26 protein-coding genes and 2 pseudogenes are annotated in these 26,231 nt (G+C 60.6%); 10 read left to right on the top strand and 18 right to left on the bottom strand.

Annotation, left to right across the window (positions count from 1 at the left end; translation table 11 throughout):
- Positions 1-54 precede the first annotated feature (54 nt).
- Complete coding sequence (locus FHT71_RS28305; RefSeq protein WP_007790625.1) at positions 55-1,329, bottom strand: aspartate kinase; 1,275 nt, start codon at positions 1,327-1,329, stop codon at positions 55-57.
- 370 nt (positions 1,330-1,699) lie between these two features.
- On the opposite strand from FHT71_RS28305, the gene FHT71_RS28300 reads away from it, so the two are divergent.
- The 3 genes from FHT71_RS28300 (at position 1,700) to FHT71_RS28290 (ending at position 5,460) form a co-directional block, all read left to right on the top strand.
- Entirely contained in the window at positions 1,700-1,912 is a 213-nt protein-coding gene (locus FHT71_RS28300) for a hypothetical protein (protein WP_037082229.1), read from the top strand.
- A gap of 67 nt (positions 1,913-1,979) precedes the next feature.
- Positions 1,980-3,083: an NADH:flavin oxidoreductase/NADH oxidase gene (locus FHT71_RS28295; protein WP_183722961.1), complete on the top strand. Its 1,104-nt coding sequence runs from the start codon at positions 1,980-1,982 to the stop codon at positions 3,081-3,083.
- Between the two features lie 169 nt (positions 3,084-3,252).
- Positions 3,253-5,460 (top strand): adenylate/guanylate cyclase domain-containing protein, encoded by a 2,208-nt coding sequence (locus FHT71_RS28290; RefSeq protein ID WP_183722959.1) that lies wholly within the window; start codon positions 3,253-3,255, stop codon positions 5,458-5,460.
- On the opposite strand, the gene FHT71_RS28285 is transcribed toward FHT71_RS28290, so the two are convergent.
- On the bottom strand, positions 5,457-6,425 hold the full coding sequence (locus FHT71_RS28285) for a FecR domain-containing protein (protein ID WP_132594046.1): 969 nt from the start codon (positions 6,423-6,425) through the stop codon (positions 5,457-5,459). The genes FHT71_RS28290 and FHT71_RS28285 overlap by 4 nt on opposite strands.
- Positions 6,426-6,615: 190 nt before the next feature.
- On the opposite strand from FHT71_RS28285, the gene ubiG reads away from it, so the two are divergent.
- Complete coding sequence (ubiG, locus tag FHT71_RS28280; RefSeq protein WP_132594044.1) at positions 6,616-7,362, top strand: bifunctional 2-polyprenyl-6-hydroxyphenol methylase/3-demethylubiquinol 3-O-methyltransferase UbiG; 747 nt, start codon at positions 6,616-6,618, stop codon at positions 7,360-7,362.
- Positions 7,363-7,394: 32 nt separating this feature from the next.
- On the opposite strand, the gene FHT71_RS28275 is transcribed toward ubiG, so the two are convergent.
- From FHT71_RS28275 to FHT71_RS28255, 6 genes are all read right to left on the bottom strand, one after another.
- Positions 7,395-8,252 (bottom strand): SDR family NAD(P)-dependent oxidoreductase, encoded by an 858-nt coding sequence (locus tag FHT71_RS28275; RefSeq protein ID WP_132594042.1) that lies wholly within the window; start codon positions 8,250-8,252, stop codon positions 7,395-7,397.
- Positions 8,249-9,034, bottom strand: a complete 786-nt coding sequence (locus FHT71_RS28270) for a hypothetical protein (RefSeq protein ID WP_132594068.1) — start codon at positions 9,032-9,034, stop codon at positions 8,249-8,251. The genes FHT71_RS28275 and FHT71_RS28270 overlap by 4 nt, the downstream gene beginning before the upstream one ends.
- Positions 9,035-9,044: 10 nt before the next feature.
- Positions 9,045-9,632 carry a protein-S-isoprenylcysteine O-methyltransferase gene (locus tag FHT71_RS28265; RefSeq protein ID WP_132594040.1) on the bottom strand — a complete coding sequence of 196 codons (588 nt, stop codon included), beginning with the start codon at positions 9,630-9,632 and terminating at the stop codon, positions 9,045-9,047.
- A gap of 64 nt (positions 9,633-9,696) precedes the next feature.
- Entirely contained in the window at positions 9,697-10,275 is a 579-nt protein-coding gene (locus FHT71_RS28260; RefSeq protein ID WP_183722957.1) for a hypothetical protein, read from the bottom strand.
- A 151-nt stretch (positions 10,276-10,426) separates the two neighbouring features.
- The gene (locus FHT71_RS31975; RefSeq protein ID WP_081499031.1) at positions 10,427-10,558 is read right to left on the bottom strand and encodes an ABC transporter; all 132 of its coding nucleotides are present in this window, start codon (positions 10,556-10,558) and stop codon (positions 10,427-10,429) included.
- Between the two features lie 170 nt (positions 10,559-10,728).
- Entirely contained in the window at positions 10,729-11,304 is a 576-nt protein-coding gene (locus FHT71_RS28255) for a L,D-transpeptidase (RefSeq protein ID WP_007790646.1), read from the bottom strand.
- Positions 11,305-11,596: 292 nt separating this feature from the next.
- Between FHT71_RS28255 and FHT71_RS28250 the strand changes: the two genes are divergently transcribed.
- The gene (locus tag FHT71_RS28250) at positions 11,597-12,352 is read left to right on the top strand and encodes an SDR family NAD(P)-dependent oxidoreductase (protein ID WP_007790648.1); all 756 of its coding nucleotides are present in this window, start codon (positions 11,597-11,599) and stop codon (positions 12,350-12,352) included.
- Between the two features lies 1 nt (position 12,353).
- Here FHT71_RS28250 and FHT71_RS28245 read toward each other — a convergent pair whose 3' ends face one another.
- The 4 genes and pseudogenes from FHT71_RS28245 to FHT71_RS28230 all read right to left on the bottom strand — a co-directional run bounded on the left by FHT71_RS28245 (position 12,354) and on the right by FHT71_RS28230 (position 14,683).
- The gene (locus FHT71_RS28245; RefSeq protein WP_007790650.1) at positions 12,354-12,782 is read right to left on the bottom strand and encodes a DUF1178 family protein; all 429 of its coding nucleotides are present in this window, start codon (positions 12,780-12,782) and stop codon (positions 12,354-12,356) included.
- Positions 12,779-13,636 carry a carbon-nitrogen hydrolase family protein gene (locus FHT71_RS28240; protein WP_183722955.1) on the bottom strand — a complete coding sequence of 286 codons (858 nt, stop codon included), beginning with the start codon at positions 13,634-13,636 and terminating at the stop codon, positions 12,779-12,781. The genes FHT71_RS28245 and FHT71_RS28240 overlap by 4 nt, the downstream gene beginning before the upstream one ends.
- Before the next feature lie 9 nt (positions 13,637-13,645).
- A complete protein-coding gene (grxC, locus tag FHT71_RS28235) occupies positions 13,646-13,903 on the bottom strand; it encodes a glutaredoxin 3 (protein WP_007790656.1) in 258 nt (85 codons plus the stop codon).
- Positions 13,904-13,935: 32 nt separating this feature from the next.
- Positions 13,936-14,683: pseudogene (locus tag FHT71_RS28230) on the bottom strand (ComF family protein).
- 120 nt (positions 14,684-14,803) lie between these two features.
- Here FHT71_RS28230 and FHT71_RS28225 point away from each other — a divergent pair.
- Positions 14,804-15,688 carry a methyltransferase domain-containing protein gene (locus tag FHT71_RS28225; RefSeq protein WP_037082237.1) on the top strand — a complete coding sequence of 295 codons (885 nt, stop codon included), beginning with the start codon at positions 14,804-14,806 and terminating at the stop codon, positions 15,686-15,688.
- 8 nt (positions 15,689-15,696) lie between these two features.
- Here FHT71_RS28225 and FHT71_RS28220 read toward each other — a convergent pair whose 3' ends face one another.
- The 6 genes from FHT71_RS28220 to FHT71_RS28195 form a co-directional block, all read right to left on the bottom strand.
- Positions 15,697-15,861, bottom strand: coding sequence for a Flp family type IVb pilin (locus FHT71_RS28220; RefSeq protein WP_007790671.1), 165 nt, complete (start codon positions 15,859-15,861; stop codon positions 15,697-15,699).
- A gap of 65 nt (positions 15,862-15,926) precedes the next feature.
- Entirely contained in the window at positions 15,927-16,244 is a 318-nt protein-coding gene (locus FHT71_RS28215; protein WP_007790674.1) for a hypothetical protein, read from the bottom strand.
- Positions 16,245-16,367: 123 nt separating this feature from the next.
- Positions 16,368-16,781 (bottom strand): 8-oxo-dGTP diphosphatase MutT, encoded by a 414-nt coding sequence (gene mutT / locus FHT71_RS28210; protein WP_007790678.1) that lies wholly within the window; start codon positions 16,779-16,781, stop codon positions 16,368-16,370.
- The gene (locus FHT71_RS28205; protein ID WP_132594030.1) at positions 16,778-17,560 is read right to left on the bottom strand and encodes a GNAT family N-acetyltransferase; all 783 of its coding nucleotides are present in this window, start codon (positions 17,558-17,560) and stop codon (positions 16,778-16,780) included. Before FHT71_RS28205 ends, mutT begins: the two co-directional genes overlap by 4 nt.
- Positions 17,561-17,567: 7 nt before the next feature.
- Entirely contained in the window at positions 17,568-18,809 is a 1,242-nt protein-coding gene (gene argJ, locus FHT71_RS28200; protein ID WP_132594028.1) for a bifunctional glutamate N-acetyltransferase/amino-acid acetyltransferase ArgJ, read from the bottom strand.
- Between the two features lie 118 nt (positions 18,810-18,927).
- Entirely contained in the window at positions 18,928-19,815 is an 888-nt protein-coding gene (locus FHT71_RS28195; RefSeq protein ID WP_132594026.1) for a peptidylprolyl isomerase, read from the bottom strand.
- A gap of 246 nt (positions 19,816-20,061) precedes the next feature.
- Between FHT71_RS28195 and secA the strand changes: the two genes are divergently transcribed.
- From secA to FHT71_RS28175, 4 genes and pseudogenes are all read left to right on the top strand, one after another.
- Positions 20,062-22,776, top strand: a complete 2,715-nt coding sequence (gene secA / locus FHT71_RS28190) for a preprotein translocase subunit SecA (RefSeq protein WP_132594024.1) — start codon at positions 20,062-20,064, stop codon at positions 22,774-22,776.
- Positions 22,777-22,962: 186 nt separating this feature from the next.
- Positions 22,963-23,581 (top strand): annotated as a pseudogene (locus FHT71_RS28185) (C39 family peptidase).
- A 24-nt stretch (positions 23,582-23,605) separates the two neighbouring features.
- The gene (locus FHT71_RS28180) at positions 23,606-24,709 is read left to right on the top strand and encodes a D-alanine--D-alanine ligase family protein (RefSeq protein WP_183722953.1); all 1,104 of its coding nucleotides are present in this window, start codon (positions 23,606-23,608) and stop codon (positions 24,707-24,709) included.
- A 109-nt stretch (positions 24,710-24,818) separates the two neighbouring features.
- Positions 24,819-26,231: an oligosaccharide flippase family protein gene (locus FHT71_RS28175; protein ID WP_132594066.1), complete on the top strand. Its 1,413-nt coding sequence runs from the start codon at positions 24,819-24,821 to the stop codon at positions 26,229-26,231.

Below are 26,231 nucleotides of genomic sequence, written 5' to 3'. Positions count from 1 at the left end.
CAGCCAACAGCCGCGTGACTTTTCAACTTGAACGCGCGGCAAGCCTGTTCAGAATCAGTTCTTATCCAGACCGTAGCAGGAATGCAAAGTCCTGACAGCGAGTTCCGCATAAGGACCGTCGATCAGGATCGAAATTTTGATCTCCGACGTGGTAATGGCCTTGATATTGATGCCCTTGTCGGCCAGTGCCTTGAACGCGGTGGCGGCGACGCCCGCATGGCTGCGCATGCCGATGCCGATGACCGACACCTTCACCAGGCCCGATTCGTTCTGAACGACGTCGTAGCCGATCTTTTCCTTGTTCTCGCCGAGAACCTTGATCGCCTTTTCGACATCGCCCGACGGAACCGTGAAGGTCATGTCGGTCTTCGAGCCGTCTTCGGAAATGTTCTGGACGATCATGTCGACGTTGATGTGGCTTTCGGCCAGCGGTCCGAAGATCGCCGCGGAAACACCCGGCCGGTCGGCAAGACGGCGAAGCGAGATCTGAGCCTCATCCTTGGCATAGGCGATGCCGGTGACTACTTCCTGTTCCACGATTTCATCCTCGTCACAAATCAGCGTTCCGGGCGGATTCAGGAAATCACCCATGCCCGGAGCATCGGGATCTTCGAAAGAGGAGCGCACGAAGGTACGAACCTTGTGCACCATAGCGAGTTCCACGGAACGCACCTGCAGAACCTTAGCGCCAAGCGAAGCCATTTCGAGCATTTCCTCGAAGGCGATCTTCTTCAGGCGGCGTGCCTGCGGCACGATGCGCGGGTCCGTCGTATAGACGCCGTCGACATCGGTATAGATATCGCAGCGATCGGCCTTGACCGCAGCGGCGATCGCCACCGCCGACGTATCGGAGCCACCGCGGCCAAGCGTCGCGATGCGGTTGTCGGGGCCGAGGCCCTGGAAGCCGGCGACAACGGCCACCTGCCCCTCGCTCATGCGCTTGATGATGTCGGAGCCATCGATATCGAGAATGCGCGCGGCGCCATGGGCATTGTCAGTGCGGATCGGGATCTGCCAGCCCTGCCAGGAGCGGGCGTTGATATCCATCGCCTGCAGCGCGATCGCGAGCAATCCGGAGGTCACCTGCTCGCCCGACGCGACGACCGCATCATATTCGCGCGCATCGTAGAACGGCGAATTGGCGCCAACGACCTTCGGCGTTCCCTGCACCCAGCCGACCAGTTCGTTGGTCTTGCCGGACATGGCGGATACGACGACCGCCACTTCATGGCCGGCATCGACTTCACGTTTCACATGGCGGGCAACGTTCTTGATGCGGTCCAGGTCAGCGACGGAGGTTCCGCCGAATTTCATTACGATGCGTGCCATATGCCTCTACCACGACCTAGTGCCGAGAGAGACCAAAGCCAGACCCGGCATCACGAGCCCCACACGGAACCGCACGGCCGAAGAGCCAGGAATTGGGAGTTTCTGGAACCCTTCTAAAGCCTTGCGCCCCAAGGGCCCAAGTTGCCGCGTCTCTTAGCGAGTTTGTGGGGGGGTGGCAAGGTGTGGAACGGAGAATGGCGGCGTGCTGGCGCCGAAGGCGGATGGCTATCCTTGAAGTGGGTGGGCGCGGCGCTAATTCCCCCACCGGCCTTCACCTTTGACGCAGACAGGACAGCATAGGGAGCGATTTGTTTTGCGCGAAATGAACCACGCTGAGCGCCGGCGGAGCTTGGTGCACCTAGAAGGACTGATGGCAATCCTGAAACCTCTTGCCAATGCGAACGAGAACACGAAGCTCTGCGTGGCGATGACGCGGGTGCAGGCACTTTTGCGAGACAGTCTTGACGATGTGGCCGAAGCAGCCAATCCGGTCGCCGATGAAATTGTCGAGGAAGCCGTTCAAATCGTCGCAGAGATCGAATTCAGGCTGACGATGGGCCTCCGTTCCGGCACCGTTCATTAGCATATCAGGACGACAGAAGAACCGGCGCCCGTCCCGCCTTGCGTCCGTATTTTAGAGGGGATCAAGCTTGTCACAACCCGTACTGTTCACCCCGTTTCGCGTCCGCAATGTTGAGCTTGCAAATCGGATCGTGATTGCGCCGATGTGCCAGTACTCTGCCGAAAATGGCTGCATGACCGATTGGCATATGATCCATCTCGGCCAGCTGGCTTTGTCGGGCGCGGCGTTGCTGACCATTGAGGCGACGGCTGTCGTTCCCGAAGGGCGGATCACATTTGCGGATGTCGGGCTCTACGACGATGCCACCGAAGCGGCGATGGCCCGCACTCTCGAAGCCATCCGCCGCTGGTCCGATATACCAATTGCCGTTCAGCTTGCCCATGCAGGCCGCAAGGCATCCACGGAGGTTCCGTGGCGCGGTGGCGCGCAGTTCCCACCCGATCATTCGCATGGCTGGCAGACCCAGGCACCATCGGCGATCGCTTTCAATCCCAACTATGTGCCGCCGACGGCGCTGAACCAGGAAGGCCTGAAGCGCGTGCGGGACGCCTTCGCTGCCGCGGCCGTACGCGCAGCAAGGATCGGCATCGATGCCGTTCAAATTCATGGCGCGCACGGCTATTTGCTGCATCAGTTCCTATCGCCGCTATCCAATCACCGTTCCGACGAGTATGGCGGCTCGCTCGAAAACCGCATGCGGTTTCCGCTTGAAGTCTTCGATGCCGTCAGAGCGGCCTTGCCGTCCGACAGAACTGTCACGATGCGGGTCTCAGCGACAGACTGGGTGGAGGGCGGCCTGGACATCGACCAAGTCATAACCTTTGCCCAGAATCTCAAATCAAGGGGGTGCGATGCAATCCACGTATCGAGCGGAGGGTTGCATTCGGCCCAGCAGATTCTTGTCGCGCCCAACTACCAAGTGCCGCTTGCACGTGCGATCAAATCTGCCGTCGATATACCTATTGTCGCAGTTGGCCTGATCACCGAGCCTATACAGGCCGAGGCTATTGTCGCTACCGGCGATGCCGATCTGATCGCTCTCGCCCGCGCGGTGCTCTACGATCCTCGTTGGCCCTGGCACGCTGCAGCAAAACTCGGCGGCAAGGTGAAGGCCGCCAATCAATATCTCCGCTGCCAGCCTCCGCAGTTCAAATCGCTGTTCATGACCTGACGGCGCGCACCGGCCCCGTAAGCATTCAGCCGGGACTATATGTCGGAGCTCCAACCGCCCGAAAGGCGCAGTTGCATCACGCCACGGAAACAGGCAGCCTGACTGCGCCGAGAAGACGCCGGCCGTCCATCTGCGTCCATCGGCTCCGACGCAAGGGCTTCGATCGCATATGACGCGTGCGCAGCAAATCGGCGTAATCATTGGCCTCGCCATTGTCGCGGCCTTCACGGTGCTGCGGGCAAGCGATCCGCCACTCTTGCGGCAGATCCGCGACATCACCTTCGACGAATATCAGCGCATTTCACCACGCGCTTTCGAGCCAACGCCGGTCCGCATTATCGACATCGACGAGGCATCGCTCAAGGAGTTCGGCCAGTGGCCCTGGCCGCGCGACCGGCTGGCCGTTCTCGTAGAACGGCTATCGGATCTGGGTGCTGCTGCGATCGCCTTCGACGTCCTGTTCGCCGAGCCTGACCGCCTCTCGCCGCGCACCGTCATGCGCGATGTTGCCGGCGTTGACCCAACGTTGCTAAACCGCCTGCCTGACAATGACGAGTTTTTCGCCGAGGCGATCGCCGGACGCCCCGTCGTGCTCGGCTTCGGCCTGACGACCGAGGGTAGCTACCGACCACCGGTCAAGGCGGGCTTTGCCTTTACCGGCGAAAGCCCAGTTAACGCTCCTCCCCGCCTCGATGCAGCGACCCCGATACGCCCACAATTGCAGATCAATGCCGCGGGCCTCGGCCATATCAGCCTCAATCCCGGCAATCCCTCCGCTGTCGTACGCAAGGTGCCGCTCTTTTTGACGGACGGCGAGCAACTCTATCCGAATCTGGCGATCGAGGCTCTGCGCGTTGCCCAAGGCGCTTCAACCTATGTGCTGGCGGCCGCCCCCGAAGCTCCCGACACACTGACATCGGCCAAGATCGGCGAGTTCATCGTGCCGGTGACGGCCAGCGGCGAACTGTGGCTGTATACCAGTCCCGATGTTGCAGAACGCTATATCTCCGCCGGCAAGATCCTGGCCCCGCAGGGCGTCGATCCGCAAATCGCTGCCGCCATCGAAGGAAGCATCGTCTTTGTCGGGACGTCCTCGGCCGGTCTGCAGGATATCCGGACGACGGCTCTCGGCCAGAACGTCCCTGGTGTTTCCATGCATGCCCAGACCGTCGAGCAGATCCTGACCGGTCATTTTCTCTCCCGGCCCGACTGGGCGGATGGAATGGAAATCCTTGCGATTGCCGTGCTGGGCACGATCCTGGTTGTGCTGACCACCTTCGTCAGCCCGGCCGTAGCGCTCGCCTGTGGCCTCTGCATTACGGCGCTGGCGCTTGCTGCCTCATGGTTTGCCTTTTCTGCCTGGGGCCTGCTTTTGGATCCGCTCGCACCAATCATCGCCGGCTCGATCATCCATTTCGCCGCGACCTCCTTTCGCATTCTCGTCATCGACCGCGAACGGCGCGAAGTCCGCCGCGCCTTCGGGCAATATCTTTCACCCTCACTGCTTTATCGGATCGAGCACACCCGCGATGCGATGCGCCTCGGAGGCGACGACCGCCAACTGACCGTGATGTTCGTCGACGTTCGCGGTTTCACCGAACTCAGCGAGCGGCTGCAGCCGGCCGAAGTCGTCCGCTTCTTGAACACGTTGCTCGATGCGCTGAGCCGCCACGTGACCGCCAATGAAGGCACGCTCGACAAGTTTATCGGCGACTCGATCATGGCCTTCTGGAACGCTCCGGTGGATGTCCTGAACCATCCTGCCAAGGCGGTCCGAGCAGCCCTTGCGATGCGTGAGACGCTCGCCACACTTAACGCATCGGATGCCTTCGGCTTCGGCAAGGAGTACCAAGTTGGCATCGGTATCGGCATTCATACAGGCCTTGCCTGCGTCGGCAACATGGGGGCCGAGACGCGCTTCAACTATTCCGCTGTCGGCGATGCCGTCAACGTCGCGGCACGCATCGAGTCCGCCTGCAAGGAGGTTGGTTTCGACATTCTCGTCTCCGAGAACACGGCTGGCGAGTTGTTGCATTTTGCGCTCCTCGACGCCGGCCTACTTGGACTGAAGGGCAAGAGCAGCAGAGCGCACCTTTATGCAGTTATCGGCGGCGAACAGGTTCGAAGCTCCAGCGCCTTTGCTGACATGCAGCGCATTCACACCGAGCTTGTCACGGCACTGCGCGCCCATTCGGCGGAGAGCCGGAAAATGCTCAGCGTCGCCAAGCTCAAGGCGGCGGAACTAACAGCAACTCTACCTCAGTTTTACAGCCGCCTTGGGCGCCGGGCCGCACACTTCCGTGACAGTCCCGGCAACGACGATGACAGCACTCATGCGGGCTTGCCGCGCGAACCCAAGGTGCATCTTGAACCTTAATAATTACCGCTTCGGCCTTCGCGACCACGACGACCGTCGCGATCGTGATCGTTGTCGTCCCCGCCATGTCCGCGATGATCGCGATCATGGTGGTCTCGACCGTGGTGATCCCGGTCATGATGATGATCAGGCTTGTCCGGTTTATCTGGCGGATCTGGCGTGTCCGGTGCCTGTTGCTGTGGCTGTTGCGGCGTCTGCTGTGGAGCCTGCGGTGCTTGCTGTGGTGCCTGTGGCGCAGGTCGCTCCTGCCGTTGTTGTGGCTGCGGCCGATCCTGGCGGTCCTGGCGCAGCGATGCCAACCCACAACTGGTGCGGATGCCGCCAAGCGCCCCGGAAAGCTGCTGATCCCCCGAAAGGAATGGCAGTGCTCGCGGATTGCTGAGTGTCTGGAGTGTACGGCGGTCGACCTGGCTGGGATCGGTCATCCTGCCGCCGCGTGTTGCAATCACGCAATCGCACTGCTGACGCAACTGTCTGCAGCCGCCCGGGCCGCAGAAGCTCGCCGCTCCGTTGAGCAATACGATGGCGGTCGTGCCGTTGGCTCCGACGTAGAAATCGAAGGCCGTGCCACGTACCCCGATTGTCCCGGCCGGCGTCACGATCGAATAGGCCGAGGAGGCAGAATTGCCGCTGATCCATCGGAACGTCCCCTTCGCCGCCTTGATCGAAAGGCGCTTCACAGAGGCGGAATCGTCATAGACGAACTTGTCGATCACAACCGTCGAGCCAGCGCCGACAGCGAGCTTCGTACCGTCCTTGAATATGAACTGCCCGAGGCCCGATTTAGAGGTTCGGATGCGCTCGTCGCGGTGAACCGGCGATCGAACGACGAGCGGACCGGTTTCACCCGTCACCTCGGTGCGGATCAGTGTCGCCTGCCCCACCGGCTCGGCGGAAAAGGCCTGCATCGGGCCAAACAAAGCAAAAAGGATACCTGCAGCGACAGCACCACAGAAGCGTGACATGGTCGATCCCCAACAAACTGTCAGTATATTAGCATATTGTTAACTTTAACGTCTCCTCATCTTCTTGGTGTAGGCTGCGCTGCAGTTCGCCTCATTTGAAAGTTGCTTGCGACACTGCGTCCGCGGTCAGCTCTTGACTTCCTCACAGCTTCGTCCGACTTCACTCGAAACGAAATGCGAGGACGGAAACATGAGCGAAGCGGCAAAAAGCACGATCGATCAGGAAGAGGTGGACCGCTTCTCGGCGATGGCGGCGGAATGGTGGAGCCCTACCGGCAAGTTCAAGCCGCTGCACAAGTTCAATCCCGTACGGCTCGCCTACATCCGCGACAGAGCAGCGGAAAACTTCGGACGCGACATCCGTAGCGCGAAGCCGCTGGACGGTCTTCGCGTCCTCGATATCGGCTGCGGTGGCGGCTTGCTGTCGGAGCCGGTTGCGCGGATGGGCGCCAGCGTCGTTGGTGCGGATCCATCGGAGAAGAACATCGGCATTGCCTCGACGCATGCGAAGGCCTCCGGTGTGCCTGTCGATTATCGGGCGGTGACGGCCGAACAACTTGCGGAGGCCGGCGAAACTTTCGACATCGTCCTCAACATGGAAGTCGTGGAACACGTCGCCGACGTCGATTTTTTCCTGACCACCTGCGCCGGGATGGTTCGCCCGGGTGGCCTGATGTTCGTCGCGACTATCAATCGGACGATGAAGGCAGCCGCACTCGCCATTTTTGCCGCAGAAAATATCCTGCGGTGGCTGCCGCGTGGCACGCATCAGTATGAGAAGCTGGTCCGTCCGGAAGAGATCGAAAAGCCCGTGACGGCAAACGGCCTCTCGATCATCGATCGCACGGGCGTCTTCTTCAATCCGCTGTCAAATCAGTGGAATCTGTCGAAGGACATGGACGTAAACTACATGATGCTGGCGAAACGTACCGTATAGAGTTTGCGGGGGGCAGATGCCCCTCGGCGTGCCTACCGTGAGCCACAGCATTCTTTGAAGGGTTTGCCGGAGCCGCATGGGCACAGGTCGCGACTGCGTCGTTGCAGACGACCGATCAAGCGCACCTTCGCCGCCGACGGCAGCGACGATGCCACGAAAGCCGCCAACTTTGCCGAAAGACCTGGCACCACCAGGCGACGGCCGGATTTGAACCCGCGCCACGCGCGCTCGGCCACATAGTCGGAGCTGAGCTTGGGCAGGATCTTGAACAGTGCAGCCCGGCCCGCGCCTGACCGCTCCAGGAACTCCGTCGCAACAGGTCCGGGCGCGACACAGGTCACCGTCACGCCGGTCGATTTGACCTCCTGATGCAACGCCTCCGAAAAGGAGCGAACGAAGGCCTTGCTGGCGTAGTACAGCGCCATGTTCGGACCCGGGGTGAAGCCGGCAATGGAACCGAGGTTGAGTACGCCGCCGCGCCCACGGGCCACCATTCCCGGCAGGAAATGCAGCGTCATATCGGTCAGCGCGCGAATGTTGACGTCGACCATGCCGAGCTGGTCTGCAATCGGAAGCGCTGTCGCCGGACCGCGCAAACCATAGCCGGCACTGTTCACCAAAACGTCGCAGACCAAGCCGTTGGCCGTGAGGAAGTCCTTCAGTCGCGTCGAGGCGTCGACCGCGAGAAGGTCGAGCGAGAAGGTGGATGCTTCGCCACCGGCCGCTTTCACATCGTCTGCGGCGGCAGCCAGCCCGTCCAACGACCGCGCAACGAGGACGACAATCGCACCTTCGCATGCGGCGACCTTAGCGATCGCCCGGCCAATGCCGCGGGACGCGCCGACCACGACGACGGCGGGGCGCAATGTTTCACGTTGTTTGTCAGTCATGATGCCTTTCCCGACGCCGCCTCGCCGGGGATCGCTCCACTTGAAGCCATGTCTCGGACTTCATCCGTGATGGCTCCGTTCAAAATGTTTTCGAAGCGAATCAGGGCGCGGGCTACATTGGCGCCATCCATCACCCGATGGTCATAGTGGATGCGGACGGTGACCGTTCCGTCTTCGGAAATCGGGCCATAATTGAAAATGGTGGTCAGCGGCGTCAGCGGGTTCAGCGATTCTGCGCCCAGGCCCGAATAGACCGACAGCTGGAATGTACCGAAGCGGCGTCCACGCTGCCGCCCGAGGTTGAGCCCCAGCCACATCAGCAGCCAACGAATCGGGCCAGGCGCGCGCGCAAATTTCAGAGCCTTGCGGAACTGCTTGATCTCCTGAACAGGCTTTGACCTGGCGGCCAGAAACAGTTCCTCGATCTCCCCTATTGACCGATGCTCCGGATCTTGGATCGTGCTCAATAGCACGATCCGCTCGCCCTCGTGCTCGCGCTCGTGAGCGACGGAGGCAATACTGACCGGATATTCGTAGAGCTGGGGCCGGGGCAGCTTGACATAAGCGCGCCGCAGTTCCGGCACGTCCTGGCTGAGAAGCGCATAACCCTTCAGGAACAACACGGTCCAGGATGTCTTGCTCTGTTGCGCCATCCTCGCTTGCTGTAATGGCCCGAGGTTCATCTGCCGCTGCACCGTGACGCGCGGCACGCCGATCGAGAACCGCATGAGGTCTCCGACCAGACGTCGTGATGGCGAAAGCTTGATGGCACGTCCCCGCATCATGCGTCCTCTAGTAGATGTAGGGGATAATTCGCTTTGTCCGGTCCATGTAGGCACGATACTCAGGGCCAAAAATCTCCAGCATCATGCGCTCCTCCTTGTCCACCCGCAAAAAGTAGAGGACTGCGAAGCCGATCACGCCCGCCAGCCCAACCACCCAATTTGCCAGCAGAAATACCTGGCCGAGCGCCATCAGCAGAAAGGACGTGTACATGGGGTGGCGCACAAATGCGTAGGGACCGTGGGAAATCAGCTCGTGCTTCTCGCGAATCTGCAGGGTGATCGACCAGTTGCGGCCGAGCGCCTTATGCGTCCTGCGGAAGACCCACATGGCTGTGCAAAACAATATTGCGCCAAGGATCACCGCCCATGAATGCGCCGTATAGTCGGCAGCCTCCGGCCTCCCCGTCGCGACATAGAAGCCGGGAACGAAGGCAAGCCCCAGGAGCGCGGCCGAAAGACCTACCGATTCAACTCCCGAACGACGGTCGCTGACGACCCTCGTTCGCCTCGCGCGACGTTCCGAAGGATAGCGAATTGCGTACCAGGCGATAATGCCAAGTACCCACACAATTTTACCAATGAGAGCAACACTCAATTCAGATCACCGGAGCCCTTCGTCGATCATGCGGACGCGATGACCCGATGGGCTCGCTCCGCAGTCACGTATTCATCTCTCGAAGCTTTGTAATGAACTCTTGCGGACGAAGCCAGATGCTGGGTGTCTTGTATCCCATGGAACGTGCGATCTCGCCGACGAAATTGTTGCAATTGTCGACCGTGGCCTGCCACAGCTTCGATTTTGCCTGCAGTTGGCGAATGAAGGCGACGGTCTTGTTGTACTCGGCTTCCGTCAACAATATGCGCCAACTTGCCGAACGATAGGCTTCTTCAAGGTCTCCATCTGTCGCTCCGGTCGACGCGGGAACGGGAATGAAGTGCCCGAGAACGTAAGGCGCGGCGTCTTCAGAAGCAGGCGCAAGCCCGGCGACCTGCGGATTGATCATCCCGCCGGACTTGTTCAGGCGCCCGAAGACCGCATAGGTATGGCCATAGGTCAGCGCGTAGCGTGAACGGAATTCGATGAAATACTGGCCCTCCCGCTGGGAGGCTTTGCTGACCTGCGCGCCACTTGCGTTCGAGGTGAACCTCGGTTGTGGCGGCTTGTCGTCCGATTGGCAAGATGTGAGCGCGAGGGCGATGAGAAACAGGAGGGATTGGTGGCCTTTTGCAAGCGTCATAACTACGCTTCATCTCCGAGATCGAATGAGCACAGACTACCACGCAAAAGTGCCAGCCTAAGGTTGTGCATTTGCCCGCAGGCAGCCCGGCTCCGACAACGATTTGGGGGAGGGGCCACGAAGTCCCTCCCCCTTCCTCAAAGGTCAGATGTTACTTGGTGATTGGTGCGGCCTCTGCCACTGGCGGCGGGGCTTTGCCCTTGCCTTTACCAACTGATCCGCAAGCCGTCAGGCTCGAAACGGAAAACAACGCAACAAGGCACATTATTAGGATTCTGCTCATCAAGTAGTCCTCTCCGTTAGCATGGAATAGGTTATCGAAGGCAACGATTCTACTAATAGCGGTAAAATAGCCCCAAGCCAAGTGCAGAAAGGGCACAGTGCGCCCGTCGCGTCGCGCAAGCGACCCGCAGTGCTAACAGACGGTGGCAATATCGATACAAAATGTAAGTATCATATGACCAAAACGCTGGTCCCCACGGGCGCCCGACCGTAGAGGTGAACGATGTCTTCATTGGTCATACGGATGCAACCATTCGACACCGCCTGTCCGATCAGCCACGGCTCGTTCGTTCCATGGATTCGGAAGTAGGTATCCTGCCCGCCGCGGTAGAGATAAAGTGCCGCCGCACCGAGAGGATTGTTTTCCCCTCCGGGAACCCCGCCGGCATACTGCGCCAACCGCGGCTTGCGTTCGATCATGCTAGCAGTCGGCGTCCACGATGGCCACTCGGCCTTTCGCCCGACAACGGCATTGCCCTTCAGAGTAAGACCTTCCTCGCCGACTGCGACGCCATAGCGTGTCGCGCGGCCCTCTGGCTCGACGTAGTAAAGGTAGCGTTCGTAGGTGTTGACAACGATACTGCCCGGCTGCTCGCTGCCCGAATATGCAACCTCCCGTCGCCGGATACGGGAACTCGTCGAAGAAAAGGGATTCTCTATCGGCCAACTCGCCGTCGTGCATCCAGAGGCCATCAAAGCCACACAGCCCAAGATTAGGCTACGGCGCGTAATATGGTCGTTATCCATCGTTACCTGCTGATAATGGTGAGCCCTATCGTTTTCCTTTAGCATCCCGTTGTTTTCTGGCCAAGTCATCGGCGGACCGCTGCAGCGCTCTTCTGTGCAGAAACCTCCCTATCGTTGTATAAGTCCTTCATAATGTCGTCCCGTCAGAGGGCGCCTCTTGCGGCAACAGGTGCCGCAAAGCTAGGTTGGAACGGTTCGCGCCGTAGCGCCGGTGCCCTACACGGGCTTTCAGGCAGGTTGCAACTGTTCGCGTTTGAATTGGTCTGGCTGCAGGGAGCGGTAGCAAGAAACGATGAATCTTGGTTTCGAAGGAAAAGTAGCGATTGTCACCGGCGCGGGCTCTGGCATCGGCGCGGCCATCTCCCGGCAATTGGCCGAGGAGGGTGCGGAGGTTGTTGTCGCGGATATCAATGCCGAAGCAGCAGAGCGCGTTGCCGCGGAGATTCGCGGAAAGGGGGGCAAATCTCGCCATTTTGTCGTCGATGTCACCGATGCGGCGGCGGTTGAAAAGCTGATTGCAACGGTCGCCGAAATGTGCGGAGGCCCGCATCTTGCAGTCAACAATGCCGGCGTCGACGGCGTGCGCAGGGCGACGGGCGACTACCCGCTCGACAACTGGCACAAACTGATGGACGTCAACCTCAACAGCGTTTTCTACTGCATGAAGTACGAGATCGCGGCCATGCTGGCCGGCGGTGGCGGGGCGATCGTCAACGTGTCGTCCGTGCTCGGTGCCGTCGCATTGCCAATTGCATGTGCCTATACGGCGGCCAAGCACGGCGTCGTCGGGCTGACAAAGGCCGCGGCTATCGAATATGCGCGCTTGGGCATCCGCATCAATGCGGTCGGCCCCGGCTGGATTGAAACACCGCTTTCGTCAGAACATCGCGATATTGCGAGCAGTCGCCGCATGGAGGCACTGCAGCCGATGGGCCGGCGCGGCACGCCGGAGGAAGTGGCAGCGCTCGTCTGCTTCCTATTGTCAGAGCAAGCAAGCTTCATCACCGGCAGCTACCATCTCGTGGACGGAGCATACAGCGCGCACTAGCTTAATTCACATCGTCGGGCAGAACAGGCAGGGCGGCAATCTCGATGCCCTCCTCAAGGAGTGCTTGGGCTTCATCCATAGTGGTCTGCCCGATGATCCCGCGGGCGTCGCTCTCTCCATAGTGGATCTTGCGCGCTTCCTCGGGAAACCGTGTTCCGACATCCTCGGAATTCGCCTTGATCGTCGCAACAGCCTCTTTTAGCTTCTGGAACGCGTCCCGACGCATCGTATCCATCGCGAGCGTCTGCATTTCGTCCTTCTTGCGCGCCGTCGAAACGGACGGCGCCATCAGGAGCTTGGAGATGGACGCGGAATTGCAGACGGGACAGGTTAGAAATCCTGATGCGACCTGGCGATCGAAATCGGCGCTTTCGGAAAACCAGCCTTCGAATTCATGGGTATTTTCACAACGCAGGGAATAACGGATCAAGCGGCCACACCTCCTGCAGCTGCCCCTGTAGCCCTCTCGATGGAAAAATCACGGCCATTTTTCAGGTTCGGAATCTTGTCATGGGCGGCCTTGACGGCAGCGGTGTCAATGTCGGCGATGATGACGGCCTCCTCGGTTGGGCCGGCCGAAGCCAGTACACGGCCCCACGGATCGATGATCATCGAATGACCAAAAGTCTCTCGTCCGTCCTCGTGACGACCCGCCTGAGCAGCGGCAATCACAAAAACGCCGTTCTCGATTGCGCGCGCGCGCAGCAGGATTTCCCAATGCGCTTCGCCGGTCTGCTTCGTGAAGGCGGCAGGCACCGTCATCACTTCAGCGCCCGCAACGGCCTGGGCGCGGAAAAGTGCGGGGAAGCGAACATCGTAGCAGATCGCAAAGCCCATTTCGGCGAAGGGAAGCGACAATACGCGCACCTCGGACCCCGGGCGGTAGGCCGCGCTCTCGCGCCAGCTTTCGCCGTTGTCGAGATCGACGTCGAACATGTGGATCTTGTCATAACGATTGAGGATCCTGCCATCAGGGCCGAAGAGATAGCCGCGGTTGGCGAGCTTCCCGTCATCCAGCGCGATTGCGGTAGATCCCACGTGCATGAAGATGCCCAGATCCCGTGCTAGCTCCGAACCGGTCCGGACGATGACATCAGTGGTTTCGTCGCGCAGGAGGGCCTTGGCAGCCGCCCGGTCGCGCTGCAGCATGCCTGTCATCTCAGGTGTCTGCACATACGTCGCGCCCAGGCCCGCAGCCTCGCGGACGAGGCGCGCCATCGCCGCCGCGTTCCTCTCGGGATCGACGCCGGAACACATCTGGATGGCGGCCGCCGTAAACGTCATCGCTCTTCCTTACGCAGCAAGCAGAGGATCAAGCCCACCGGCACGATCCAACGCATAGAGATCATCACATCCGCCGACATGCTGCTCGCCAATAAAAATCTGCGGGAAGGTCGTGCGACCGTTGGACTTGCCGATCATCTCCTGGCGAAGCTCCGGCGCAGAGGTTGCATCGTGCTCGACGAAATCGACGCCCTTTTCGGACAGCAGCGTTTTGGCGCGCGCGCAATAACCGCAGGCTTGGCGCGTATAGATGGTGACGGGTGCCATGAGGACTCCAGACAATACAGGTTATCTTTTCGTCATATAGTTTCTGAAAGAGCCCTTGCAAAGGTCAAAACCATGATGTCCGCCGCTCCTGCCTTGCGCAATACCTTCGCTGCCGCGGGAACCGTGGCACCGGTCGTGTAGACATCGTCGACAAGGATAAGCCGTTTGCCGAAGGCGTCGTTGTCCCGCGCCTTGGCGATGGCAAAGACACTGCCAACATTTTCTTCGCGCGCCTTTGCGCCGAGGCCCACCTGAGGGCGGGTGCGTTTGATACGCATCAATGTTGCAGGCAAAGCGTCTTGCCGGATTGCTGCGCGAGATGACGCGCCAGCTCGGCCGCCTGGTTGAATTTGCGCGAAAACATGCGGCTTCGATGCAGCGGTATCGGCAAGATGGCGTCACAGCACTCGACCATCCCGTCACTCGCCCTGAGCATCCACTCGGCCATCATCGGCGCGAGATCTGTTCGGTCGCGACATATCAGACCACGCACCAGCTGGCGCACCGGCTCGTCAGGAAAAGCGGCAGACCGCAGCCGCTCGAAAGGCGGCAGATTGGCAATCGCCTCAGCATGAGGATGCCAGACCCAAGATCATGCGAGAACGGTATGCCAAGGACTTCGCAATACGGCCGTTCAATGAAGCGCATTTTGGACCAGCACGTCGGACAAAGGCCGTTGTGGCGGCCGGTGGCGGTCCCGCAAACCACGCATCCCGGCGGATAGACGAGGTCAACCAGCAGCCCGAAGGAACGCATCAGAAGCAGCCCTTTCAGCTGCATGGGCAATGGCAATCTCCTAGGTCCCATTGCCCCCTCAACCCTGTCGGGAAAGACTAGCGCGTTTCGCCTCTGAGGAAAATCGCCTTGCGGCACTGGTTCCGCGGGACTATGCAACGCGCCATGGATATCATCTTCGACCAGGCCCGGATCGCCACGAACCGGCATCGCGCGCTTTTCAACCACGACCCGAAGGCGACCTTCCTCCTCGATATCGCCGCAGAAGAACTCGGCGAGCGCCTCGCCGTGGTCGAACGGACCTTCGAGCACGCGGTCGAACTACATGGCGCCACGGGTGCTGCGGCCCGCGCTGCGATCGCGACCGGCAAGATCGGACAACTGACGCGCGTCGAGAGCGAACGAGCTTATGCTGAGGCGCAAGAGGCCTTCATCGAAGCCGCGCTGGAGGAGGTTCCCCTGGAGCCGCAGTCGGTCAACCTTGTGCTGGCGCCGCTCAGCCTTCACCTAACCAACGACACCCCCGGCGTCTTCATCCAAATTCGTCGCGCCCTCAAGCCAGATGGGCTCTTTCTTGCCGCGGTTCCCGGGTCGGGCACGTTGCAGGAATTGCGCGAGGTGCTGCTCGCAACCGAGATAGAGATGACGGGTGGTGCGAGCCCGCGGGTGATCCCCTTCGCTGACGTCCGCGATGTCGGCGGTCTGATGCAGCGCGCCGGCTTTGCCCTGCCGGTGATCGACGCCGAGACCTATACGGTTCGCTACGATTCGATCTTTCCGCTGATGAGGGACCTGCGGGCAATGGGCATGACCAACCCGCTCGTCGCGCGCAGTCGCAAGCCTTTGACGCGCGCCTTTTTCATGCGGGCGGCTGAAATCTATGCCGAACGCTATGCCGATTCGGACGGCCGGATCAGAGCGACCTTCTCAATTATCTATGTCTCGGGATGGGCGCCGCACGAAAGCCAGCAAAAGCCGCTTCGCCCTGGCTCGGCAAAGGTGAGGCTCGCCGACGCGCTGAAGGTCGAGGAGCATAAGCTGAAGCAATAGAAATCGGCTTAGTTGGGGAACTGGTTGGCGATATAGCTCAAGATGCTGTTGATATCACCACCAAGCACCTGCGCCCCACCAATGAGAGCGACGGATATGAGGGCCGCAATCAGGCCGTATTCGATCGCGGTTGCGCCACGGATGTCTGCCAGAAATGCCCTTACTACTCGCATACCCACCTCGGCGCTAAGCGGCAGTCATCTATCACGTTGCGGCTGCCGCTGCAGCAACGCCAGTCTCAGCAGCCAGCCCCGCTTCCGTAACCCTGCACCACGCAAACGGAACCTGGCGTCTCCTGAAGGACGCTCCGGCGGATCGTATAGCGCTTGCCGCTCTCGGTCTTCGGAATTGAGCCCGTCGTAATTGTATCGAATTCGGACGGCGCACTCGCGAAGACGCTCGACTTGGACTTGTCGGCAAGCATCGGCGTCAAGATCAAAGTCAAGGCCACAACAGCCGTACCAAACAGCAGCGCGATGTTCAGCACTCCCGTTCTGCTCGAGGCAGTCGAGGCCTGTTCTTTCTCTCTCACAGCTTTCCAGAAATCGTCGTCCATGCGTCAAGCCTTCTACACACACGCCAGTTGCTTGATTGAGGCCGATATTTGGCAGAAGGTGTTAAACGATCCATTAATATCCACACGCAAATTGGACGCGCGCAGGATAATAATCAGAAGCTTCTAAAGTAGATCCTGCAAAATCGGAATAAGCGGCTCGTCAGCGGGTGGCATCGGGTAGTCGCGTAGAGCCTGCGGCTTCACCCATTTCAACGCTTGCCCTTCTTTCCCGTGCGGAATTCCTTCATAGCGCCGGCAGACATAGAGCGGCATCAGAAGATGGAACTTCTCATAGGTATGGCTGGCAAAACTGAGCGGCGCCAGACATGCGACCTTGGTCGTGATCCCAAGCTCTTCGTGAAGCTCGCGCACCAGCGATTCCTCCGGCGTCTCGCCCGGCTCGACCTTGCCGCCCGGAAACTCCCAAAGTCCGGCAAGCGACTTTCCCGCGGGGCGCTGCGCCAGCAAAATGCGCCCGTCGGAATCGATCAGCGCGCAGGCAGCAACAAGAAGGATGCTTCGGGCGGCGTCGCTCATCGCGACGGTTCCTGCCGCCAATAGGAATAGCGGTAAGCCTCGTGGAAGCCGAGCCGTTCGTAGAGCGCCAAAGCCGGAGCGTTCGTCGCCTTCACCTGCAACCAGGCGGAACGGGCGCTGCGCATCCTCGCCCAGCGCAGGGCGGACGTCAGGATTTCCAGGCCAAGCCCTTCGCGGCGTCGCTCCTTGGCGACGGAAAGCGACATGATGCCGGCAAGATCATTGTCCTGGACGCAAAGCACGGTCGCAAGCGGCCCCGTCTGCGGATCCTCGATCATGAACAGGCCCGAGGGCGGCTTGATCGCGTTGATGATCTCCGCAAGCGCCGGCTTGAGCTTGGACGAGACGCCGTCGGTGGCCAGATTGGCATCCACGAAACGGCCGATATCGTGCGTTGGCAGGTGATCGAGCGTGTCCGGCAGGTCTGCGTGCGCGAGATCGCAGGTCATGACGATCGTCTCGTCGAACGAGGTCCACTGCTGCTCCCGCACGAGGTCGATCAGCACCGACGAGGCGAGCGGCGTCTGCCGCAGGACCGCCGGGCGACCATAAGCTTCGAACTTGCGGCTTGCCTTGGCAAGCCGAATCTCGACGTCGCGGTGATCCGAAGGATCGAGCGGCACGATCGAGTTCAGCCGATTGGACGGATGCCCCGCGGTTAGCCGTACCTGCCAACTGCCGTCATACTGCACGGATGAGGCAGGCCAGGCCCGGAAGCCGACGGCCTCCAGCCTGCGCACGAGCGGCAGATTCGCCTTCTTGGGTAATGTTTCAGTCAATGAAAGATCAGCTCCGGTAGTCACCGTTGATGGCGACATACTCCTTTGTAAGGTCGCACGTCCAGACCGTGGCGGTCCCGTTTCCGAGACCAATGTCCACCTTCACAGGGATATCCTGCTTTCTCATCACGTTGGTTGCAGCTTCCTCGGAATAGCCGGCGTCGCGCTCGCCGTTGACGGCAACACGCACATCACCGAACCAGATCGCCAGCCGGTCGCGGTCGGCCATTTCGCCCGACTTGCCGACGGCCATGACGATGCGGCCCCAGTTGGCATCCTCGCCGGCGGCTGCGGTCTTGACGAGTGGCGAATTGGCGATCGAGAGAGCGATCTTCTTGGCCGCGGCATGGCTTTCGGCGCCTGTCACGGTAATCTCGAGCATCTTGGTCGCGCCTTCGCCGTCGCGAACGACCTGCAACGCAAGATCCTTGAGAAGATCGTTAAGGGCAGCGCGGAAGGAGGCAAGGCGCGCGTCACCGGCGTTCTCAACACGAGCCTGACCGTCTTCGGCGGCCGCACCCGTTGCAAACAGCATCAGCGTGTCCGATGTCGAGGTATCGCTATCGACCGTCATCGAATTGAACGTCGGATCGACACCGGCAGACAGGAGCGACTGCAGCGCGGCGGGGGCAATATCAGCGTCGGTGACGACGAAAGAGAGCATGGTCGCCATATCAGGCGCAATCATGCCGGCGCCCTTTGCGATCCCGTTGATCGTCACCTTCACGCCGCCGATCTCCGCGCTGCGGGTGGCGACCTTCGGATAGGTGTCGGTCGTCATGATCGCCTTGGCTGCCTCGAACCAGAAGTCGCCGGTCGCATCCTTGTACATCTGGTCAAGAACGCCGGAGAATTTCGTCGCGTCCAGCGGTTCGCCGATGACGCCAGTGGAAGCGAGGTAAACTTCGTCCTCGCCGCAGCCGACAGCGGCAGCAGCGGACTTTGCCGTCAGCGCCGTCGCCTCGCGGCCCTTAAGTCCGGTAAATGCATTGGCATTGCCGGAATTGACGACGACGGCGCGTGCAGCGCCATGCGGCAGGTTTGCGCGGCAGAAGTCGACAGGTGCCGACGGGCACTTCGAGCGGGTAAAAACGCCGGCGACCGCGGCCGGCTTGTCGAACACCATCATCAGCACGTCGGTGCGGTTCTTGTACTTGATGCCGGCTGATGCAGTGGCCATGCGCACGCCACGCAAGGCCGGCACGGTGGCATAGGATTTCGGAGCGAGCGGAGAAACGGAACCGGACATGGCGATCGACCTGGTGGCTGGAAGGATTTTCCGGGCGAAGTATAAGCCGGCTCGCCCTGCGGAAATACGACAACTGTTATGGTGAAGGGCCCGGAAGAACCGGGCCCTGCATTCTAGATTACTGTTGCGGCTGCGCGGCGGGCTCATCACCCGGCTGCGGCTGCTTGTTGGCATCCTCGTAGCCCTTGCGCAGCGGCTCGTCGGTGATCTCGACCTTGGACTTTTCCTTGGCGGCAGCGAGAAGCGCGAGATACTTGTCACGCATGACGAGCTGGCGAACCTGGTCCTTGACCTGATCGAAGGCCGGCGGAGGGGCGTCGCGCTTATCCTCGACGAGGATCACGTGATAGCCAAAATCGGTTTTCACAGGGGTCTTGGTATAGGTACCCTTCTCAAGTGCGAAGGCAGCCACTTCGAATTCCTTGACCATGCGGCCCTTGGTGAAATAGCCGAGATCGCCGCCGTCAGCCTTGTTCGGATCGGTGGACTTTTCCTTCGCCAGGTCCGCGAAGTTCTTGCCGGCGTCGAGCTGCTTAATGACGTCCTTGGCCTCATCCTCGGTCTTCACCAGGATATGGCGGGCGTGCACTTCTTCCTGCTTCGGGAGTGCTGCAACTTCCTTGTCGTAGCGCGCTTTGACTTCCTCATCGGTGACCGTATCGACGACGTGCTTCTTGAAATAAGCGTTGTGCAGTTCGCGATCGGCGAGATACTGCATGCGCTTCTTGAATTCGGCTGTCTGGTCGAGCTTTTCGGCAATCGCGTCCTGCGCCAGCAGCTTGACGTCGATGGCAGCGGACAGGGCGGCGACCTTTTTCTGGTCGTCCGGAAGCTGTGCGAGTTGCGGGTCGAGATTGGCGACGGCCAGATCGAGATCCGACTGATGAATCTCGACATCGCCGACCTTGGCAACGACGGCATCTGGCTTGTCTTCCGCATGGACCGGCGCATGAAACGCAACGAACGTTGCGAACGCCATCACAGCGATTTTGTTGTAGTTCAACATCAAATAACCCTTCACAGTTAAACCCACCGGCTTCAACGTCGTGAATCCAGCCTGAAACAGCCATCAACACCGGAATGTGGCCTTTCTATATCAGCCAAATCCGTTGACATCATTCGACCCCCCTCTTATCTGTCACGCAACCTCGCGTCCAGAAAAGTTTCCTGGCGTTTCGAGACGTGTGCCTGAAATTCGGCCGGGCTACGGATAAGAAAAGCCGGGGAAGAATATTGAGAAAGGACCAGTCATATGGTCAGCTTTGGCGGTATAGCCCGCAAAATATTTGGCTCTGCCAATGATCGCCGCGTGCGGTCCTTCCAGCCGAACGTCGCAGCCATCAATGCCATCGAAGAAAAGACGAAGGCCTTGAGCGACGAGCAGCTGGCTGCGCAGACGGTCGAGTTCCGCAAGATGCTTGCAGACGGCAAGACGCTGGACGACATCCTCGTTCCGGCCTTTGCGGTCGTGCGCGAGGCGTCGCGCCGCGTTCTCGGCATGCGACCCTTTGACGTACAGCTGATTGGCGGCATGATCCTCAATGACGGCGCCATCGCCGAGATGAAGACCGGCGAAGGTAAGACCCTCGTCGCTACGCTCCCGGTCTACCTGAACGCGCTCGCCGGCAAGGGCGTGCACGTCGTCACCGTAAACGACTACCTCGCCCGGCGCGACGCCGCCACCATGGGCAAGATCTACGGCTTCCTCGGCTTGACCACGGGCGTCATCGTCCACGGCCTCTCGGACGAAGAGCGCGCAGCAGCCTATAACTGCGACATCACCTACGCGACCAACAACGAACTCGGCTTTGATTATCTGCGCGATAACATGAAGTACGAGAAGAGCCAGATGGTCCAGCGCGGCCATAACTTCGCGATCGTCGACGAAGTGGACTCGATCCTCGTCGACGAAGCGCGCACGCCGCTGATCATCTCGGGACCGCTCGACGACCGCTCCGATCTCTACAACACGATCGACGCCTTCATCCCGCTTTTGTCGGAAGGCGATTACGAGATCGACGAGAAGCAACGCTCCGCCAACTTCTCCGAGGAAGGCACGGAAAAGCTGGAGAACCTGCTACGCCAGGCTGGCCTGCTGAAGGGCGCTTCGCTCTACGATATCGAGAACGTGGCGATCGTCCATCACGTCAACAACGCGCTCAAGGCTCACAAGCTGTTCCAGCGCGACAAGGACTACATCGTCCGCAACGACGAGATCGTCATCATCGACGAATTCACCGGCCGCATGATGCCGGGCCGCCGTTATTCGGAAGGCCAGCACCAGGCGCTGGAAGCCAAGGAAAAGGTGCAGATCCAGCCGGAAAACCAGACGCTGGCCCAGATCACCTTCCAGAACTATTTCCGCATGTACGACAAGCTGGCCGGTATGACCGGTACAGCGCAGACCGAAGCGGAGGAGTTCGGCAACATCTACGGCCTCGACGTCATCGAGGTGCCGACCAACCTGCCGATCCAGCGTAGCGACGAGGACGACGAGGTCTACCGGACCTTCGAGGAGAAGTACAAGGCGATCATCGCCGAGATCGCCGACGCGCAGAAGCGCGGCCAGCCGGTTCTTGTCGGCACGACCTCGATCGAAAAGTCCGAATACTTGGCCGACCTGATGCGCAAGCAGGGCTTCAAGGACTTTCAGGTCCTGAACGCCCGCTACCATGAGCAGGAAGCCTATATCGTCGCGCAGGCCGGCGTGCCGGGTGCGGTCACGATCGCCACCAACATGGCAGGCCGCGGTACCGACATCCAGCTCGGCGGCAACCTTGAAATGCGTGTCGAGCGCGAGCTTGGCGACGTTGAGCCCGGTCCCGAACGCGACGCCAAAGCCGAAGCGATCCGCGAAGAGATCAAGCAGCTCAAGGAAAAGGCGCTTGCCGCCGGTGGCCTTTACGTGATCGCCACCGAGCGCCACGAAAGCCGCCGCATCGACAACCAGCTGCGCGGCCGTTCCGGCCGTCAGGGTGACCCCGGCCGCTCGAAGTTCTACCTGTCGCTTCAGGATGACCTGATGCGCATCTTCGGCTCTGACCGCATGGACAGCATGCTGCAGAAGCTCGGTCTCAAGGAAGGCGAAGCCATCGTCCATCCCTGGATCAACAAGGCTCTGGAGCGCGCGCAGAAGAAGGTCGAAGCCCGCAACTTCGATATCCGTAAAAATCTCCTGAAGTACGACGACGTTCTGAACGATCAGCGCAAGGTGATCTTCGAGCAGCGCCTTGAGCTGATGGAATCGCCGAACATCTCCGAGACCGTTTCCGATATGCGCCGTGAGGTCATCGAAGACCTTGTCGAGAAGCATATTCCAGAACGCGCCTATGCCGAGCAGTGGGATGTCGCCGGCCTGAAGGAACGGACCGCCGCTCTGCTCAATCTCGATATGCCGATCGAGGACTGGGTGAAGGAAGAAGGTATTGGCGAGGACAACATTCGCGAGCGCCTGACGGAAGCGTCGAATGCGGCCTTCACCGAGAAGGCCGAGCGCTTCGGTCCCGATATCATGCACTATGTCGAGCGCTCGATCGTGATGCAGACGCTCGACCACCTGTGGCGCGAGCATATCGTCAACCTCGACCACCTGCGCTCCGTCATCGGCTTCCGCGGCTACGCGCAGCGCGATCCGCTGCAGGAATACAAGTCGGAAGCGTTCGAGCTCTTCACCTCGCTGCTCAACAACCTGCGCGAAGCCGTAACCGCACAGATGATGCGCGTCGAGCTCGTGCAGCAGGCGCCGGCCGAGCCGGAACCACCATTCATGCAGGCGCACCACCTCGATCCGAATACCGGCGAAGATGATTTCGCGCCCGCCTACCTGGCCTCGGAAGTGGTTGTCGCCCCGGAAAACCGCAATCCGGCCGACCCGTCAACCTGGGGCCATGTTGGCCGCAACGAAGCCTGCCCCTGCGGCTCCGGCAAGAAGTTCAAACACTGCCACGGCGCCTTCGCACAGGCTTGAGCCTGGCCGGCACGCTGAGTACAAGGCCCTTGCGATGGGAACGTCGCGAGGGCTTTCTCACTTCCGGATGCCCGCTCCGGCCCATGCACAACTCTTGATTTTATAATCCGCGCGAATTTCAGCCACATAACCGTCGCTTTGTTCATCGAGCTTGGCGCCATATTCAACCAGATTGCCGAGAACGTGATGAACATTGGTGCCCTGACGGCTCCCTATTTCAGTCAATGGGAAACGGCGTCGATGACGCTGCCCGTACTTGAAAGCGGGGCGTCTGCACTGATGAAAGACCCGCTCTGGCGCCAGTCAGGCGCCGAGACCACCGAGGAATATGCCCGCTGGGCCGTTAATATCTGCGGCATGGCATGCCTGAAGATGGCACTTGCCGCACGCGGTGAGACACACCGGACAATCGATCTGGCGCGGGCCTGCACTGCCTTTGGCGGATACGTCGTCAACGAGGCGGACCAATCGATCAAGGGGCTGATCTACGCGCCGTTCGTCACCTTCGTCGGACAGAGCTTCGGCCTCAAGGCCGAAACGATCACCAATCTGCCGACCACTGATATTCCCGATCTGCTCCGGAGGCACATTCTTCATCGCCTCGGTCAAGAGCCAGATCCGGTGGCCGGATCGCGAGCCGCCCTCGCGCGGCGGCCATCTCGTACTGGTGGCGGCGGCAACGCCCGAGACCATCCGCTTCCACAATCCATCCGGCCATGACGTTCAAAGCCAGGCAGACATCGTGCTGTCGCTCTCGACCTTCGACCGCTTCTTCGCTAATCGCGGCGTGGCCATCACGCTCTGACAACATCAACAGGGAACAATCATCATGCCGACCACGCGTTCTGTCGAAAGTGACCGGCCCCGATCCTCGCGCTTGCGGGTAGCTGTCCTGTTCGGCGGGCGCTCGCCCGAGCATGATGTCTCGATCCTGTCGGCAACCAATGTCGTCAATGCCCTCGATCCCGACCGCTACGACGTTCTTCCTGTCTTCGTGACGAAGGAAGGTCAGTGGTTGCTGACGGCACGGCAGACGGAACTGGCGACCGCGGCGGTTGCTAGCGACGCCCCGGAACTCGCACTGCTGCCTGGCGGTCGCGGTCGCTTGCTCGCCATTCCTCAGAATGCAGCCCCCTACGAAGTGCCACCGATCGATATCCTGTTTCCGGTCCTGCACGGCATGCACGGAGAAGATGGGTCGGTCCAGGGGCTGGCCGCCGTCGCCCGCATGCCGCTCGCCGGCTGTGGCATCCTCGGCTCGGCAACCGCCATCGACAAGAACATCGCCAAACGCCTGCTGAAGGAGGCCGGTCTACCGGTGGCGAAGGCCGTCTGCATCGAAGAAGACGCGCAGCCGTCCTTCGACGATGTCGTAAAGGAACTCGGTCTACCGCTGTTCATCAAGCCGGCGCGTCAGGGCTCCTCCGTCGGCGTCAGCAAGGTAACGAGCGCCGAAAGCTTCGCAGCCGCCCTGGCCGAAGGCTTCCGGCACGACAGCAAGCTGCTCGCCGAGGAATTCATCGCCGGCCGCGAGATCGAATTCAGCGTGCTGGAACATGCCGATGGCTCGCTCTTCGTGTCACTGCCGGGCGAGATAGCGCCAGCCGAAGCCCACGGCTTTTACAGCTACGAGGCCAAATATATCGACCAGAACGGCGCAGCGCTCAGGGTCCCAGCACAACTGCCGAAAGAGATCGAGGACGAGCTGCGCCGCACCGCAGCCAATGCTTTCAAGGCGCTCGGCTGCGATGGAATGGCGAGGGTCGATTTCTTTTTAACGCCCGACATGTCCTTCGTCGTCAACGAACTCAACACCATACCTGGCTTCACCAATATCAGCATGTATGCCAAGGCCATGGCGGCGAGCGGCGTCAGCTATGCCGAGGTTCTCGACCGGTTGATCGAACGTGCGCTTTCCCGGCCAGATCGCTGATATCAGCCGCTCCAGCGGTTCGGCCGAATGACGCTGTCACAACCGTTTCTTAACGCTGTTCTGGCAAGACTTCCGCTAGGATTTGCCTGAAGAGTTTTGCGTGTTTGTGATGGCGGTCATTGAGACGGCGGAAAAGATGCTGCCTGCGGGTCTGCGCCCGGCGGGGAGTCGTATGCTGCGCTCCCTCGCTGCCGTTCTCACCGCGCGGGGCGAGAAGGCCGCCGCCCAGCGCATGGCGCTGATCGCCTTCTCCATCCGCATTGCCAGCGCCGCCCTCGCCTTTCTGTCGCAGATCGTCCTGGCGCGCCTGATGGGCGAATACGAGTACGGAATCTTCGTATTCATCTGGGTGCTGATCGTCCTCTTCGGCGATCTTTCCTGCCTCGGCTTCCACACCGCGATCGTCCGCTTCCTGCCGCAATACAAGGCAGCAGGCGCTCTTGAGAAGATCCGCGGGCTGACGGGCACCGCCCGCATCTTCGGATTGCTTTCGGGCACGGCCGCGCTTGCCATCGGCATGATCGCTCTGCAAGTCTTCCGCGACAGGATCGAGAACTACTACGTCGTGCCGATCTTCCTCGGACTGATCGCCATGCCGATGATCGCCCTCGGCGATATTCTGGAAGGCACGTCGCGTGCCAACCACTGGCCGGTCATGGCGTTGAGCCCCGCTTACATCGTCCGGCCGATCCTCATCATCCTCTTCATGCTGACCGCGATCGGCCTCGGCGCCCCGCATACGGCGGTGACGGCGATGCAAGCAGCGCTCGCGGCTACCTATGTCACCGCCGTCGGGCAATACGTGGCAACCCTCCTGCGCCTGCGTCGGCACTACCAGGAAGGTCCGCGCGCGGTCGATTTTCTCGGCTGGCTTGGCGTAGCCTTCCCGATCTTCCTCATCGAGGGTGTCAGCTTCCTCCTGACCAATTCGGACGTCGTCGTGGTCGGCATCTTTCTCGAACCACACGACGTCGCCATCTACTTTGCCGCCGCCAAGACCATGGCGCTGGTCCACTTTATCAATTTCTCGGTAAAGGCGGCATCCGGTCCACGCTTCTCAAGCCTCATCGCCGAGGGGACACGCCAGCAGCTCGCGGCCGCCGCCATCGACGCCGCCAGGTGGACGTTCTGGCCTGCGCTGGCCATCGGCCTTGCCGTCGTCGCCACCGGTCACTTTCTGCTCTCCCTGTTTGGCGGCGCTTTCACGGCCGGCTATGTCGTGATGGCGATCCTGCTGGCCGGTATTCTCGCCAAGGCGCTGGTCGGACCGGCAGAAACGCTGCTGATGATGGCCGGCAAGCAGAACATCTGCGTTCTGCTCTATGCCGGAGCCCTGATCGCGAATATCAGCCTCAACGTGCTCCTCATTCCCGGACTGGGTATCAAGGGCGCCGCCATCGCCACGGCCTCGGCCATGGGCGTGGAAGCCATCCTCCTGCATTTTGCCGTCCGGCGCGCGCTTGGCATCGCGCTCTTCGCATTTGCCACGCCTCCGGCCAAAACAGACATGGAAGCCCGATAG

It is taken from the genome of Rhizobium sp. BK060 (genome assembly GCF_014193145.1).
Taxonomy (GTDB): Bacteria; Pseudomonadota; Alphaproteobacteria; order Rhizobiales; family Rhizobiaceae; genus Rhizobium.
Note: the sequence above shows the minus strand (reverse complement) of the source record. Positions and strands in the feature narration are given on the sequence as shown.